This is a genomic window from Haloarcula sp. JP-Z28 (assembly GCF_011440255.1).
GTDB classification, from domain to species: domain Archaea; phylum Halobacteriota; class Halobacteria; order Halobacteriales; family Haloarculaceae; genus Haloarcula; species Haloarcula marismortui.
Map to the genome: position 1 here is coordinate 1 of NZ_JAAOHT010000089.1, position 13,585 is coordinate 13,585.

The window sequence follows — 13,585 nt, forward strand, 5'->3', positions numbered from 1 at the left end:
CAGTGCTACAGCGAACCCGTTATTAAATCCATGCTCGAAAATATCTTTCGTGATAACGGCGAAAAGAGGGGCTCTACCGCTCGGATAGGGTCCGCCACGCCTCGTCAAGTTTGTTGGTCACTTCCGACCGCTCTTCGATGTGGACAGTCAGTTCATCGTCGAAGTCGACCCGGACTTCATCCACGTTCCGCCGGTACACTTTGATACGTCGGCGGTCGTCAGAGAGAATATTGTCGTGGAGTTCCAGCAGGTCATGTTCGGTCAGTTCGTCGATCCGTCGGTAACACGTCGCGATGGGGATTCCGAGTTCGTCGCTGAGCTCCTGTGCGGAGACCGGTTCATCCGTCGCGTCAAGGATTTCGGCACTGTATTTATTGCCAAGCGTCTGAAGAATCTCCCCTGAATCCATCGTTATCAAATCATAAATTCAGTCAATAATAAAGGTATCGCCTGTGATATCGAGTGAAAGGAAGACAAACACGCACTGCGGGGCGTCCGTGCGAAAACGGCGGTCTGTGTCGCTGTATCCGTCGTTCTACGGAGTAATAATGGCTCTATCGTATCGTTAAATTGGTGATTCTTCCTCGCTCATCATCGAGAAGGCGCTGGCGTTCTGGTGGACATCGATGCCGCCGTGGTCAATCTCCATCGGATAGATGTCCGTCTCGATGTTCTGTTTTCGCATCTTGGCGACCCAGACGTATCTGTTCACGCCGGTATCAGTCGGCGTCTGGATAAGGTAGATGTTGCCGTCAGTTAGATAATTCTCCAGTCCGATCTCGGTGTCCGGGAAGACGGCCCCCTGTTCGTTGGTCATCAGTGTTGTGAGACCGCTGTCGCTGAGGATGTCAGTGAACTTCAGGAGATACGTCCGCTTCTCCCTCTCGTTTTCGAAGAACAGTTCGAACATGGCAAGCGAGTCAAGCACCAGTCGGTCGTAGTCACCGTCTTCGAGTTCCTCCAGTAGAATATCCAGCGAGGACGTAAAGTCGTTCTCGCGCAGGAGCACCTGCTTGTCGTACACCTTGATGTCGCCGTTGTCGACGTGGTCTTGCCAGTTGTCGAAGCCGAGAGATTCGGCGGCCTCCCGGAGGTCCGACTCGTCTTCCTCGAAGGAGAGGTAGATGCCCTTCTCGTCGTACTTTTCGACGCCGTTGTAGATGTACTGGAGGCAGAGGATCGATTTCCCGGCACCAGGGTTGCCGCTCACCAGTGTCGTCGAGTTCTTCACAATGCCGCCGTTCAGAATGTCGTCGAGGCCCTCGATCCCCGTTTTGGTTTGCTCAATCATAGTTTCGGAAGGAACTGGAAGTTGATTAGATACTCCTCTGTCGGGAATGTTAAAAAGTCTTGCTGGTGTGTCGCTAAACAAACTGGAATCAGTCACCAGCGTGGACGATGGCGGGGTCCACCCAGATAACAAAACTGTCATCTCGCTTGATGACGCCCCGGATTGAGCCGGCGTCGTTCGCGGGGGACCGGTCGACCTGCTCCGGCGTGATCTGGACTACCTGATACACTTCGTCGACGAGCCAGCCAGCTGCACCCTGTTCCTCGACGATATCCGGGTCGAAGACGATAATTCGCTTCTCCGCACCCTCGTCTCCAATGCCGAAGACGACTTTAGGGTCAACAATCGATGTCGTGCGCCCGCGAAGGTCCATGACGCCACGGACGTGCGGCGGGGCGTTCGGAACGGACGTGAGTTCGCCGATATCGACGATCTCAGTCACGTAGTCGATACTCACGCAGTACGTTTCCGAGCCGAGCTGGAACTCGAGTACTTGGCCGGTGGTGGCTGACTGTGCTGCCATTGCAGTTCTTATCCAAACTGTCGCGGATAGTGGCGCATAAAGGTGCCTGCTGGGCTATCAACTTTGATTACGTGGGCGGAGTATTTATTTCGGGGCCGGACGGGATTTGGAAGTAGGTATGAGGATGTCTCGTTCGCCGATGTCTCCTGTCCGACGGGAGCGTTGGTGATATGGCAGATGGTGTCCGCGCCGTGGTCGCAGACGACTCTCACTTCATGCGGAGTGTCATCTCTGATATCCTCAGTGATGGCGGTATTGATGTCGTTGCGCAGGCGCGTGACGGCGAGGAGGCAGTATCGGCCGTTATCGAACATCGACCTGATGTCGTGACGATGGATGTCGAGATGCCGGTAATGAACGGCATTGAGGCAACCGAGCGCATCATGGCTGAGTCTCCGACGCCGGTGTTGATGCTGTCAGCCCACACCGACGAGAACGCCGACGTGACGTTCGAGGCGCTCGATAAGGGTGCGGTCGACTTCTTCACCAAGCCCGGTGGTGAGGTGTCGATGGAGATGTCACGCCTGAAAGACCAGCTGGTCGAGATGGTCAGTTCTGTCGCGGCAGTCGATGTCGGCGCGACGGGCAGCCGCAGCGGGACAGGCAGCGACAGCGGAACGGCACCGACAACCGCCGGCGGTTCGGCCACTGACCGGAGAGGGACCGGAGGCTCGTCGGGCCAGACGACCTACGTCGCGAACCCGACGCTCGTCATCGGCTCTTCGACCGGCGGCCCGAAGATGGTGGAACAGGTAATGGAGAACCTCCCCATCGAGGCCGACCTGCGGGTGCTCATCATCCAGCACATGCCGGAAGGGTTCACCGGCCGGTTCGCCGAGCGGATCAACACGCGAAGCGATTACGAGGTTCAGGAGGCCACCGACGGGGCACGCATTGGCGGCGGCGAGGGACTTGTCGCCGCCGGTGACCGGCATATGGAGGTCAAAAACTACCGGAACGGCCGACTGCGGACGAAGTTGACACAGGACGAACCGGTCAACAGCGTCCGTCCGGCCGTCGACGTGACGATGCGGACGGCCGCAGAGACCATCGACGACCCACTCGTCGGGCTCATCCTCACCGGGATGGGCGAAGACGGCGCGGACGGGATTCGGCGCATCAAGCAGGCCGGTGGCAAGACCATCGCACAGGACGAGGCCACGTCCGCGGTGTACGGCATGCCAAAACGCGCCGCCGAGACGGGCTGTGTAGACACTGTCTTGCCTATCGACGACATTGCGGACGGCGTTATCGACACGATTACCACTGAGGTGACCTGACAATGGACGACCAGTATTTAGACGCATTCATCCGTGAAAGTGAAGAAGCGATTACCGAACTCAATAACTCACTGCTCGAACTCGAGTCTGACCCCTCCAACACGGAGGCGATGGACTCGATCTTCCGGACAGCCCACACGCTGAAGGGCAACTTCGGAGCGATGGGCTTTGACAACGCAGCAGACCTCGCGCACGCGATGGAGGACCTTCTCGACGAGATGCGCCAAGGCGAGATGGAGGTCACGCCGGACCTGATGGACCTTGTCTTTGCCGGCGTCGACCAGATAGAAGTTATCGTCGGGGAGATCGAGGAGCACGGCGAATCGGGGACGGAGACCGACGAGATGGTCGAAGAGCTCCGGGCCGTCCTCGAAGAGGGGGCCGCCGCCGCGGGTGGCACCGAAACGACAGACGACGGCTCGTCGGACAGCGACGAGTCGCTCACCACGGATGCGGGCGTCAGCGATGCCGACATCGACGGCGATGCCGTCGACGAGCGGGTCCTGCAGGCGGAAATCAGTGTCGGAGAGTCGGATATGCTCGGCGTTGACTCGATGCTGGCCGTCGAGTCCATCGAGGGGCGGTTCGACATTCTCGATTCGAGTCCGAGCCGTGCCGATATCGAGGACGGCGAGTTCGAGGACACGTTCGTCCTGTACCTCGACGGCCCCGACGCGGCGACTGTCGACGCCGAACTGGGAACGACTGGGAAAGTCGACAGCTTCGACGTAACGGACGTGACCGACGAACTGGTCAGCGGCACAGGCACCGACTCCGATGCTGCCGACGATAGCGGGGCGGGCTCGGATTCGGGTTCGGACCCCGACCCAGAGGCTGAGGAAGAACACAGCGTCGACGAAATCAAGTCCGTCCGCGTCGACGTGGACCAGCTCGATGACCTTCACGGGCTCGTCGAGCAACTGGTCACGAGCCGAATCAAGCTCCGGCGTGGCGTCGAGAAAGACGACCTCGACTCCACCGGCGAGACGCTGAACGAACTGGACAAGATCACGGCGAATCTCCAGAACACAGTGATGGATATGCGGCTCATCCCGTTGAAGAAAGTCGTCGGGAAGTTCCCGCGGCTCGTCCGGGACCTCGCACGCGAACTCGACAAGGACATCGAGTTTGAAATCGAGGGCGAGGACATCGAACTCGACCGAACCATCCTCACCGAGATTTCGGACCCGCTGATGCACATCCTGCGGAATTCAGTCGACCACGGCATCGAGTCGCCCGAAGAGCGCGAACAGGCGGGCAAGTCACGCACCGGCCACATCACGCTCCGGGCCTCCCGCGAGCGCGACCACGTTATCATCGAAGTCGAAGACGACGGGGCCGGGCTTGACGTGGATGGCATCAGAGAGAAGGCCATCGAGAAAGGCGTCCGCTCGCCAGAGGAACTGGACGCGATGGACGACTCCGCGGTGTATGACCTCGTGTTCCATCCCGGCTTCTCGACGGCCGATGAAGTGACCGACACCAGCGGGCGCGGCGTCGGAATGGACGTCGTCCACGACACGGTCTCCCAGCTCGACGGGTCGGTCAGCGTCGACTCCGAACCGGGTGAGGGAACGACTGTCTCACTGCGCCTCCCGGTGACGATGGCGATCGTCAAGGTGCTGTTCGTCAAGGTCGGCGGCGAGGAGTACGGCGTCCCAATCAAGAACGTCGACGAGATTACCGGGACGGAAGAGGCAAAGCAGGTCAACGGTCAGGAAGTCATCAAGCACAACGACGAGATCTACCCGGTCATCCACCTCGACGACACCTTCGACATCGAGGGCGAGACAGCCAACGGCGACGGGATGCTCGTCCGCATCCGCGAGTCTGAGCGCCAGGTCGCACTCCACTGTGACTCGGTCAACAGCCAGGAAGAGGTCGTCGTCAAGCCCCTGGAGGGTATCCTCTCGGGAACACCCGGCCTCTCGGGCACGGCCGTCCTCGGCGACGGGAACATCGTCCACATCCTCGACGTGGTGACGCTATGAACAAAGGCAGCGAGCGGACTTTCAACGACCTTGTAGAGTTCATCGGCGAAGAGATGGACTTCGAGTCGGGCTTTTACAACGACTCGTATCTCGACCGCCGCATCACCGCGCGGATGCGTCGGACCGACACCGAGGACTACCAGACCTACCAGCGACTGCTGGAACGCGACAACGGCGAGCGTGAGGAACTGCTCGATTCGCTGTCGATCAACGTCACCAGCTTCTTCCGGAATCCGGAGGCGTGGGAGCGACTCCGGCCGGTCCTCCGAGAACTCACGGAGAACAACCGTCGCGTCAGGCTCTGGTCGGCCCCGAGTGCCGACGGCCGCGAGCCGTATTCGGCGGCGATGCTGGCACTCGACGACCCCGAGATCGACGCCCGTCGGGTCGAGATCACGGCGACAGACATCAACGCCGACATCCTCGAAGAGGCCCGCAAGGGGACCTACGCGACCTCCCAGACGACCGACATCGCCGATGAACTGGAACCGCTGGACGATTACACGAAATACATCGAGCAGGACGGCGACACGTTTCAGGTTCGGGACCAGGTCAAAGAGATGGTCACGTTCGAGCAACACGACCTCATCCGAGGCGACCCCAAGCGCGATTTCGATCTGGTGTTCTGCCGGAACCTCCTCATCTACATCGACTCGGAGTTCAAGGTCCCCATCTTCGAGACGATCCGCGGGTCACTCCGTGAGGGCGGCTATCTCATGATCGGCATGACTGAGACGCTGCCCGCGGAGTGCCGGGATTCCTTCGAAGCGGTCGACAAACGACACCGCATCTACCGGCGTGTGTAGCGACCAATGAGCCTCTACGAACTGGAACGGGACGGCAATGCACAGGAACTCATCCGCCTCCTCAGGGAGAGCGACAACGAGCGGGTCAAGACTCGTGCCGCGGAGCTACTGGGGAACTTCGAGGACCACGACGACCGGCGCGACGTGGTCAACGCGCTCGTGAACGCGGCACAGAGCGATAGCGACGCGATCACCGGGGCGGCTATCGACTCGCTTGACGAACTCGGTGACGACGCGATCACACAACTCATCGGGAGTATGGCCGGCGTCGACCTCGAAGACGACGCCGCCGACTGGGTGAAGGCGAAGGCGTATATGCAGGTGCTCGACGCCGACGTGCCGGAACTTCGGATGGCAGCAGCAAACGGCCTCGGGAATCTGGACCAGGCCGACGCGGTCCCGAAGCTCGCAGAGCGCTTCGAGGACGCCGACCCGCGAGTGCGGGCGCGAGCGGCCCGGTCGGCCGGGAAGATCGGCGACTCGCGGGCAACGACGCCGCTGGAGTCCGTCCTGTCGGACCCAAAAGCTGGCGTCAGGCGCGAGGCGGCGGATGCGCTGGGGAATATCGGGAACCGACAGGCGCTTCAGGCGCTGTTGCCGCTGTACGAGGACGACGACGAGCGCGTCCGGCGCATCGCCGTCGGGGCGTTCGGGAACTTCGGCAACGACCGGCCGGTCGATTATCTCATCGAAGCCCTCTCGGACGACTCCGCCGCCGTCCGCCGGACGGCCGTCTACTCGCTCATCGAACTTCTATCGAACGTCCCGACTGACCAGAGCCACGAGATACGGGACACCGTCGTCGAGAAGCTCTCGAACACGGACGACCGGAGCGTCGTCGTGCCGCTGGTCGAGATTCTCGAAGAGAGCACGCAGGCCGCCCAGCGGCGCAACACCGCCTGGATGCTCGGCCGGGTCACCAGCCAAGAAGAGCGTGACCGCGTCATCGAATCGCTGGTCGACGCGCTCGGCGACGACGACCAGATGCTCCGGCAGTTCGCCGCCACCAGTCTCGCTGAACTCGGTGACGACGACAACATGGTGGAGCGACGACTGCTCAAAATCGTGCAAGACGACGGCGTCGACCCCGATATCCGCGGACAGGCTATCTTCACTCTCGGGAAGGTCGGCAGCGAGCGGTCCCGAAAGACGCTGGATAAACTCATCGACGAGACCGAACACGACGTGGTCAGGAAGAAGGCCTTCTCGGCCATCTCGAAGCTCGGTGGCCGCGGATGAGTCAGCCGAGTGGATTAAGACGTGGCGGGGCGTACACGAGAGCGATAGCTGGCTAACCGATGAGCGACGGAGAACACGCACTGGTCGATACGAAGGGGAAGTTCGTTCAGGTCGTCTCGGACGGGCGCAAGCGAAACGACATCGAGTGGCTACCCGGTCGGATTTTGCTCTCGAACAAGCGGCTCGTCCTTGCGACCAACGACGGCAAGCGGACCATCCCGCTGTCGAAGGTCAGCAGCGTCACGGCCAGCCAGATGAACCAGCCACTCGCACAGGTGGACAGCTACATCAAGGTGCAGGCCGGCCGGAACGTGACGCTCATCTCGGCGAAGAAAGCCGATGAGTTTCAGGAGAAACTGTACAGCACGCTACTCGACCAGACTGTCGTCCTCGTCAACCACCCCGCAGTCAAGGGTGGCGTTGTTCAGGACGGCGGCTGGGAGAAGGGGCGGCTCAAGCTCGACGGCGACTGCATCAATCTGGCCATCGCCAGCGGCACGTTCGTCGAACTGGACATCGACGACGTGGGGACCGTCGAGGCCAAGGAGAAGACGATCCGCGGCGACGAGCGACCACTGCTAGAGGTCGAACACACCATCGAGGGCACCAGCGTCGAAACCCACATCACGGGGACGCCCCGACACGTCTCGCTCATCGAGGGGCTCGTCCGGCAGGGCGAGCAGCGCAATATCGCCGACGACGTGGAGCTCTCCGATAAGGAGACACAGGTGCTGATGGCGCTGTACTCCGGCATCTCACCGTTCAAGATCCCGGAGTTCGTCGATATGGAGATCGAGGAAGTTGAGGACGTGTACGACCGGTTGATGGAGTCCGATATCCTCGAACCGGTCCGGACACGCCGGGAGGTCCAACTGGAGGCTCGCGGCCGCTCGATCGCAAGCGACGCAATGGCTGACCAGTAGCGGCGATGACACCCTGAATGAGCGTGGTTTTGGAAACAGTGTACCACAAGACGGACATACGTTCGGTTTGTCATAGATTGTCATGGACGGGCCCGACAGCCACCGGATATCGGTACTGCATGTCGACGACGAACCGGGGCTCGCGGAGACAACAGCCGAATTTCTCCGACAGCAGAGCGACGGTTTCAGCGTCGAGACGGCGACCAGTACCAGCAAGGGGCTCAAGCGTCTTACCGAAGCGCCGTTTGACTGTATCGTCTCGGACTACGACATGGCAGACATGGACGGAATCGAATTTCTCAGGGCCGTCCGGGCGGAGTATCCGGACCTGCCGTTCGTTCTGTTCACTGGGAAGGGAAGCGAGGAAGTCGCCAGTGAAGCGGTTTCGGCGGGTGTAAGCGACTACCTCCAGAAGCGGGGCGGGACCGAGCGGTACACGCTGCTCGCGAACCGTATCACGAACCTCGTCACACAACACCGTGCGGAAGAGCGCCTCAAGACACGGGTCCAGCAGCAAGAAGCCGTCGCTGACCTCGGCCAGTACGCGCTGACAGGATGTGGCCTCGATGCGTTGTTCGAACGGGCTGTCGAGTCCGTAGCAGCAGGCCTCAATACGGAGTACAGCAAGGTGCTTGAGTACCGGCCGGCCGACAACAAGTTCCTGTTGCGTGCTGGTGTCGGCTGGCAGTCGGGGCTGGTCGGCGAGGCAGCAGTCGGGGCCGGCGAGGAATCACAGGCCGGATACACGCTCCAAACCGAAGAGCCGGTCGTCGTTGAAGACCTCCGGACGGAATCGCGGTTCAGTGGTCCGTCGCTGTTACTGGACCACGGTGTCGTGAGTGGTATCAGCGTCATCATCGGAACAACCACCGAGCCGTGGGGCGTGCTCGGGGCGCATGCGAGTGAGCGGCGCCCCTTTACCGAGGACGACATCACGTTTGTCAGAGGCGTCGCAAACACCCTCACAAATGCCATCGAGCGGGAACAGCTCGAAGGAACCCTCCGGCAGGCAGAGCAACGGTACAAGACCCTGCTGGAGAACTTCCCTGGCGGCGGCGTATTCCTGTTTGATGACGACCTTCGATACCTTATCGCTCGCGGTGAGGGGCTCAGCGCGTTCGGTCTCACGCCGACCGACGTGGAAGGGAAGACCCTCGCAGAAGTGTTTCCGCCTGCGGTTGTCGAGAGACAGAAGCCGAAGTACCGCGCCGCACTTGACGGTGAAACACAGGTCTGGACACAGGAGTACGAGGGCAAGCAGTACCGGCTGTCAACGCTGCCAGTGACGGGTAGCAGCGACAAACAGCTCGGCATGGTTGTCTCAATGGATATCACCGGCCTGTCCGCGAGCGTGTGACGGTCGGTCCGACTCCAGTGAGCGGGACGGTTCGACGCGTTTTTGAATCGCGGTTGATTGAGAACAGGTATGGCAGAATTCACGGTCGCTGTCTCCGACCCGGAGGACGGCCACACCTACCAGATCGACGTTGACGGACAGGACGCAAACCGCTTCATCGGCCGCGAGCTCGGCGACGAGGTCGACGGCGGCGCTGTTGGCCTCGATGGCTACTCGCTTGAACTGACCGGCGGCTCGGACACTTCGGGTCGACCGATGCGACCTGACGTTCGCGGCGTCACGACGAAAGAAATCATGTCCGACGGCGGCGTCGGCTTCGAGCCGACCACCGACGGCGAGCGCAAGCGGATCACCGTCCGCGGCCGCGAGGTCAGCGACGACACGCGCCAGATCAACGCAAAAATTACGGCCCGCGGCAGCGACGATGTGGCCGAACTCCTCGGCGACGACGACGAGTAAGTCACGTGTCGGACCGCGTTCCCAGTGACCACGAAACCCTCGAGACGCATCGCGTTCCCGTCGAGTCGGTCGGTCGAACCGACCGACCACGGGTCGTGCTCCCGGAAGAACTGGCTTTCGACGACGGTGACACCATCCGCCTCGCACTTGACGGCGACCGGTACCACGCCGTCGTCGAGACGAATCTTGACGGCGAGCCGGTACTCTCACACGTTGCCGACAACCGCCGACTGGCCCGCGAACGGGACGGGACAAATCGCCTCGCAGAGTGGGTCGCCGATAGCGATGTCTCACTTGGCGGCTCAGCGCATCTCGACGTGGTCACTGACGGAACGGAGTACGGCCTCCGAACGCCGGGCAAGCGCGTCGTCTATACCGCGACCGACGGACCGGACTCCTCGCTGTCAGATATCGCTCGAAATCTCGACAACTGACGCCGTTGGCCGCTGTTCTCCTGAATAGATCCGATTTTTGCTGTTGATACTCGCGCGAAACGCTCAATATCAGTGCTGCTGTACTTCGGGTAACGGACGAATGTCGGAATCAGTGATCGCGGATTTCGTCGGCAAATTCAACTCCGAAGTGGCCGGTCGGGGCGACCCTATCAGAGGTCGGGTCGTCCTCTCCCAGAAGCGGCTGGTACTGGCCGCAAGCGAGGACGACAAGCTGACGATTCCACTGGATTCGATTTTCGACATCGCCGTCGGGCAGGTTCCGCCCGATCTGGGCGATTTCTTCGACTCGACAGTGACGATTGCCTTCGAGCACAGGGGAAAGCGACTCGTCGCAGCCATCGAAGCCGGCGACGAGAAAATAGAGAAGTTCGGGACGGTACTGTTCAAGGCCATCATCAATGGGACCGAGACAACGGTCAAAGAGCGCGCCCGTGTCGGTGGCCGCGTCACGGAGGAGTCGTTCAAGACCGCGAAGCTGTTTCTCACGCCCGGTAACGTCGAGTTCCGACACAGCGACGGGTCGTTCAACGTCGACCTGAAGACAGTGTCGGACTTCGACCGGAACACGCGGGAGATTAACGGGAAGGGCCGGCCAGTGCTGACAGTCCGGCACATGAAAGACGGGACGGCCATGACGACGCTGGCTGCGATGGCATCGAACCGCAAGATGTCCATCCTCGGGCGCTATCTCCGCCGTGAGTACGCCGAGCTCATGGAGGAAATCGAAGACGTCGACCTCACGAAGGACAAAAAGGAGGTGCTGGTCGCAATGTACTCGACCGGCGACATGGACGGAATGCCGCTTGCGAGCATTCTCGGCAAGGACTCCTCGCAGGTGTCGATGATTCTCCAGGATCTCGCCGCTGACGGGCTCGTACAGGACGGCTCCGACGGGCCGACGCTCACGCCGACTGGGAAGGTCGTCGCCAGCCGTCACCTGGAAGATGTGAACGCCTGACTGGCGACTGCCTCCGTCGTCTTACTCCTCGGCTCCGACAATCGTACTCACTCTGGCGTTTTCTTTGAGCTTCAGCCCCGCGCCGCCGACCGACAGTGGCACGCGCGGGAGTGCGTCGACGTGCAGAGTCGGGTGAGTCGCCCCACGTTCGAGCAGTGCCGTCCGCGCCTGGAGCGTCACCGTAGCCTCGCCGGTCAGCGACTCGTTGTACTCGACGAGGTACTGGCCGCCTCGCAGCGTCCACCACTCGTAATCGTCGTCCGGGTTCCGCTTTTCGCTTGCGTGAGGCACCACTTCAGCCGCATCAAGCTCACCGCCGCCGAAGTCGATTCGTCCCGGTTCGACGACTTCATACACCGCAGCGACGGTGAGGTCGAACCCCGGGCTGTCGGTCTGGGTCGGTTCGTGGACGATATCTGTGACGTACTCGCCGAAGTCTGTCATATGCGACTGTATTCGGCGAGTGTGCCTAAAAGTGAGGCTGAGACGGGATAGTGACTTGCAGGAGGAACGCGGCACTTTTGCCCGGCGAGTGACTCCCTCTCTGCATGACCAAACACACGGAGTTTCTGGCGGGCGAGCGGCCTGAAGACGTGCTCTTCTTCCTGCACGAGGACGCCGTCTCGAACCCGGGCGCACTGGCTGAGTACGCTGACGAAGTCGAGGACGGGCACATCCTCGTCCTGCCGGGCGACGACGGCCGAAGTGCGTTCCAGTCGGCGACGGGCATCGACCCGATGGGGCTGGCTCAAGAGGCGATGGGCACGGAGGGCGACATTCACGACGACCTGACCGACGCGGTCTGTCCGGTCGCCGAGGAAGAACCGGAAAGCAACCACACGACCCGGTTTGTCTTCGCCTTCGCCGAAGAACAGAACGAGGACGTGGGCGGCCTCTACGCTGAGGGCGACGTGGTCCACGCCTACGCGGTCTGTGCCTGTGGAGAACGGTACAGCGACAAGTGGGTCGTCGGGGAGTAGCTTACAGCAGGAACGGTTCGGCAAGTCGGACGAGCAGTGCCTTCGGCAGGCCAGTGACCAAGGTACCTTCGTGGGAATACTGTATCTCTACCTCGTCGCGCGTGACGCCGTGACGGAGGTGCTGGACGCCGTCAATCACGAACCAGCAGCCGAGGAGCGCTCCCGTGGCGACGACCCACGTCGGGCCGGCGGCCGCGACCGTGTACGCCACGAACCCGAACACGAGGAGGCCAAACACTACGTGGTCGGCGTAGTCGCCGACAGCGACCTGAGCGGCGTCGGCAGCGAGCCAGACACAGAAGGCCATCGCCGCCACGGCCGCGGCGTACCGTATTGAGCCGTCGAGGACCAGCAGCGTCGCGCCGACAGCGACGGCGCTACTGAGACGCTGTCGGACGGCTGTCTCGCGCCAGATTCGCGTGTGGAGGGACTCGGGCATCACCCAGAAGTGACGACTGAGGGGCAAATCAACGTTGCGTCGGGCGACGATACACCGCCCACTTCACTCGCGAGTCCACCTATCGGTCGGTATCGACACCTGCCTCTTCTTCCTCAGGCAACCGCCGGAAGGCGTCCACGATAGCCTGCTTCGCCACCGCGCCCTGCGTCGTCCAGTGGTGGGCGTAATCCATCATGTCGTCGTAGATGTCGGGCTTGCAGCCCGCGGCTTTCGGGTGGCCGCCACCGTTGACCTGCTGGGCGACCTCGTGGGCACGCTCGAAGCTGTCCGTCCCACGAATGGAGGCGGAGCCAGCGGGCTTGACGATGACGGCGGCGTCCGCGCCCTGCTCGCGGAGGGCTTCGGCGACCTCGTTCTGCGAACAGCGGCCGTAGGTGACGCCAACTGTCCACTCGCCTACATCGCGGAGTTCGGCCCGGTCGACGGCCTTCTCGATGAGTGCCTCCTTCTCGACGCGCTTCTCGTCAAGGAACTCATGGAACTCCGGGGAGAGGTCGGGGCCGTGGTCCCGAACTGCCTCGATGTACTCCTCTGGCTCGCTCCAGTACGAGAGGTCTGCGAGGTCGTCGCTTCGGAGGTCGTCACGGATCCAGAGGTCGTGGTCGCGGGTGACGGCGGCGAGGTCGGCCCACTGCTCGTCGAAGTCGTAGTCGAGTTCCGACAGCGCCACGTCGGCGGTACATACTTCCTCAGAGTCGCCGACAGTGCGTTCGACGCCGGACGCGTCCACGTCGGCGGCGAGGTCGTCGGGCCACTGGTGGTGGTCGAACCAGACGACCCGCTCGGCGGTGTCGACCAGTGAATCGAGCGGGGCGATGTCGGACTCGCGGTCGGGACAGAGGTCACAGATGAAGACGGTCGCG

General features: G+C 61.7%; 16 protein-coding genes. 10 read left to right on the top strand and 6 right to left on the bottom strand.

The genetic code is table 11. The features are described from left to right. Positions 1 to 73 precede the first annotated feature (73 nt). The 3 genes from G9463_RS21105 to G9463_RS21115 all read right to left on the bottom strand — a co-directional run bounded on the left by G9463_RS21105 (position 74) and on the right by G9463_RS21115 (position 1,814). Positions 74 to 409: a helix-turn-helix domain-containing protein gene (locus G9463_RS21105; RefSeq protein WP_004515272.1), complete on the bottom strand. Its 336-nt coding sequence runs from the start codon at positions 407 to 409 to the stop codon at positions 74 to 76. Between the two features lie 156 nt (positions 410 to 565). Beyond that, entirely contained in the window at positions 566 to 1,291 is a 726-nt protein-coding gene (locus tag G9463_RS21110; protein WP_165897751.1) for an ATPase domain-containing protein, read from the bottom strand. Positions 1,292 to 1,379: 88 nt separating this feature from the next. Continuing rightward, positions 1,380 to 1,814, bottom strand: a complete 435-nt coding sequence (locus G9463_RS21115) for a chemotaxis protein CheW (protein ID WP_004958750.1) — start codon at positions 1,812 to 1,814, stop codon at positions 1,380 to 1,382. 170 nt (positions 1,815 to 1,984) lie between these two features. Here G9463_RS21115 and G9463_RS21120 point away from each other — a divergent pair, with 170 nt between their 5' ends. The 9 genes from G9463_RS21120 (at position 1,985) to G9463_RS21160 (ending at position 11,282) form a co-directional block, all read left to right on the top strand. Continuing rightward, on the top strand, positions 1,985 to 3,094 hold the full coding sequence (locus G9463_RS21120; RefSeq protein ID WP_121302410.1) for a chemotaxis response regulator protein-glutamate methylesterase: 1,110 nt from the start codon (positions 1,985 to 1,987) through the stop codon (positions 3,092 to 3,094). 2 nt (positions 3,095 to 3,096) lie between these two features. Further along, complete coding sequence (cheA, locus tag G9463_RS21125) at positions 3,097 to 5,085, top strand: chemotaxis protein CheA (RefSeq protein ID WP_165897752.1); 1,989 nt, start codon at positions 3,097 to 3,099, stop codon at positions 5,083 to 5,085. Then, the gene (locus tag G9463_RS21130) at positions 5,082 to 5,891 is read left to right on the top strand and encodes a protein-glutamate O-methyltransferase CheR (protein WP_004958756.1); all 810 of its coding nucleotides are present in this window, start codon (positions 5,082 to 5,084) and stop codon (positions 5,889 to 5,891) included. Before cheA ends, G9463_RS21130 begins: the two co-directional genes overlap by 4 nt. Before the next feature lie 6 nt (positions 5,892 to 5,897). Next, positions 5,898 to 7,130 carry a HEAT repeat domain-containing protein gene (locus tag G9463_RS21135; protein WP_011224084.1) on the top strand — a complete coding sequence of 411 codons (1,233 nt, stop codon included), beginning with the start codon at positions 5,898 to 5,900 and terminating at the stop codon, positions 7,128 to 7,130. A 59-nt stretch (positions 7,131 to 7,189) separates the two neighbouring features. Then, positions 7,190 to 8,053: a CheF family chemotaxis protein gene (locus G9463_RS21140; protein ID WP_127014142.1), complete on the top strand. Its 864-nt coding sequence runs from the start codon at positions 7,190 to 7,192 to the stop codon at positions 8,051 to 8,053. Positions 8,054 to 8,135: 82 nt separating this feature from the next. Further along, positions 8,136 to 9,410, top strand: coding sequence for a response regulator (locus G9463_RS21145; RefSeq protein ID WP_165897753.1), 1,275 nt, complete (start codon positions 8,136 to 8,138; stop codon positions 9,408 to 9,410). A gap of 69 nt (positions 9,411 to 9,479) precedes the next feature. Further along, positions 9,480 to 9,869, top strand: a complete 390-nt coding sequence (locus G9463_RS21150; protein WP_165897754.1) for a 30S ribosomal protein S6e — start codon at positions 9,480 to 9,482, stop codon at positions 9,867 to 9,869. A gap of 5 nt (positions 9,870 to 9,874) precedes the next feature. After that, entirely contained in the window at positions 9,875 to 10,303 is a 429-nt protein-coding gene (locus G9463_RS21155) for a hypothetical protein (RefSeq protein ID WP_165897755.1), read from the top strand. A 100-nt stretch (positions 10,304 to 10,403) separates the two neighbouring features. Further along, positions 10,404 to 11,282: a CheF family chemotaxis protein gene (locus G9463_RS21160; RefSeq protein ID WP_165897756.1), complete on the top strand. Its 879-nt coding sequence runs from the start codon at positions 10,404 to 10,406 to the stop codon at positions 11,280 to 11,282. Positions 11,283 to 11,303: 21 nt separating this feature from the next. On the opposite strand, the gene G9463_RS21165 is transcribed toward G9463_RS21160, so the two are convergent. Continuing rightward, on the bottom strand, positions 11,304 to 11,726 hold the full coding sequence (locus G9463_RS21165; RefSeq protein WP_165897757.1) for a dCTP deaminase: 423 nt from the start codon (positions 11,724 to 11,726) through the stop codon (positions 11,304 to 11,306). A 104-nt stretch (positions 11,727 to 11,830) separates the two neighbouring features. On the opposite strand from G9463_RS21165, the gene G9463_RS21170 reads away from it, so the two are divergent. Continuing rightward, positions 11,831 to 12,262, top strand: coding sequence for a DUF5807 family protein (locus tag G9463_RS21170; protein WP_004958780.1), 432 nt, complete (start codon positions 11,831 to 11,833; stop codon positions 12,260 to 12,262). A gap of 1 nt (position 12,263) precedes the next feature. Here G9463_RS21170 and G9463_RS21175 read toward each other — a convergent pair whose 3' ends face one another. Together G9463_RS21175 and G9463_RS21180 are read right to left on the bottom strand one after the other, a co-directional pair. Beyond that, a complete protein-coding gene (locus tag G9463_RS21175) occupies positions 12,264 to 12,701 on the bottom strand; it encodes a hypothetical protein (RefSeq protein WP_165897758.1) in 438 nt (145 codons plus the stop codon). A gap of 79 nt (positions 12,702 to 12,780) precedes the next feature. After that, on the bottom strand, positions 12,781 to 13,585 hold an 805-nt coding region (locus G9463_RS21180), incomplete at its 5' end, for a DHH family phosphoesterase (protein ID WP_165897759.1).

Excerpts from the sequence above, each read along its gene's own strand:
- G9463_RS21105 (WP_004515272.1), bottom strand. The coding sequence starts at position 409 with ATGGATTCAGGGGAGATTCTTCAGACGCTTGGCAATAAATACAGTGCC.
- G9463_RS21110 (WP_165897751.1), bottom strand. The coding sequence starts at position 1,291 with ATGATTGAGCAAACCAAAACGGGGATCGAGGGCCTCGACGACATTCTG.
- G9463_RS21115 (WP_004958750.1), bottom strand. The coding sequence starts at position 1,814 with ATGGCAGCACAGTCAGCCACCACCGGCCAAGTACTCGAGTTCCAGCTC.
- G9463_RS21120 (WP_121302410.1), top strand. The coding sequence starts at position 1,985 with ATGGCAGATGGTGTCCGCGCCGTGGTCGCAGACGACTCTCACTTCATG.
- cheA (WP_165897752.1), top strand. The coding sequence starts at position 3,097 with ATGGACGACCAGTATTTAGACGCATTCATCCGTGAAAGTGAAGAAGCG.
- G9463_RS21130 (WP_004958756.1), top strand. The coding sequence starts at position 5,082 with ATGAACAAAGGCAGCGAGCGGACTTTCAACGACCTTGTAGAGTTCATC.
- G9463_RS21135 (WP_011224084.1), top strand. The coding sequence starts at position 5,898 with ATGAGCCTCTACGAACTGGAACGGGACGGCAATGCACAGGAACTCATC.
- G9463_RS21140 (WP_127014142.1), top strand. The coding sequence starts at position 7,190 with ATGAGCGACGGAGAACACGCACTGGTCGATACGAAGGGGAAGTTCGTT.
- G9463_RS21145 (WP_165897753.1), top strand. The coding sequence starts at position 8,136 with ATGGACGGGCCCGACAGCCACCGGATATCGGTACTGCATGTCGACGAC.
- G9463_RS21150 (WP_165897754.1), top strand. The coding sequence starts at position 9,480 with ATGGCAGAATTCACGGTCGCTGTCTCCGACCCGGAGGACGGCCACACC.
- G9463_RS21160 (WP_165897756.1), top strand. The coding sequence starts at position 10,404 with ATGTCGGAATCAGTGATCGCGGATTTCGTCGGCAAATTCAACTCCGAA.
- G9463_RS21165 (WP_165897757.1), bottom strand. The coding sequence starts at position 11,726 with ATGACAGACTTCGGCGAGTACGTCACAGATATCGTCCACGAACCGACC.
- G9463_RS21170 (WP_004958780.1), top strand. The coding sequence starts at position 11,831 with ATGACCAAACACACGGAGTTTCTGGCGGGCGAGCGGCCTGAAGACGTG.
- G9463_RS21175 (WP_165897758.1), bottom strand. The coding sequence starts at position 12,701 with ATGCCCGAGTCCCTCCACACGCGAATCTGGCGCGAGACAGCCGTCCGA.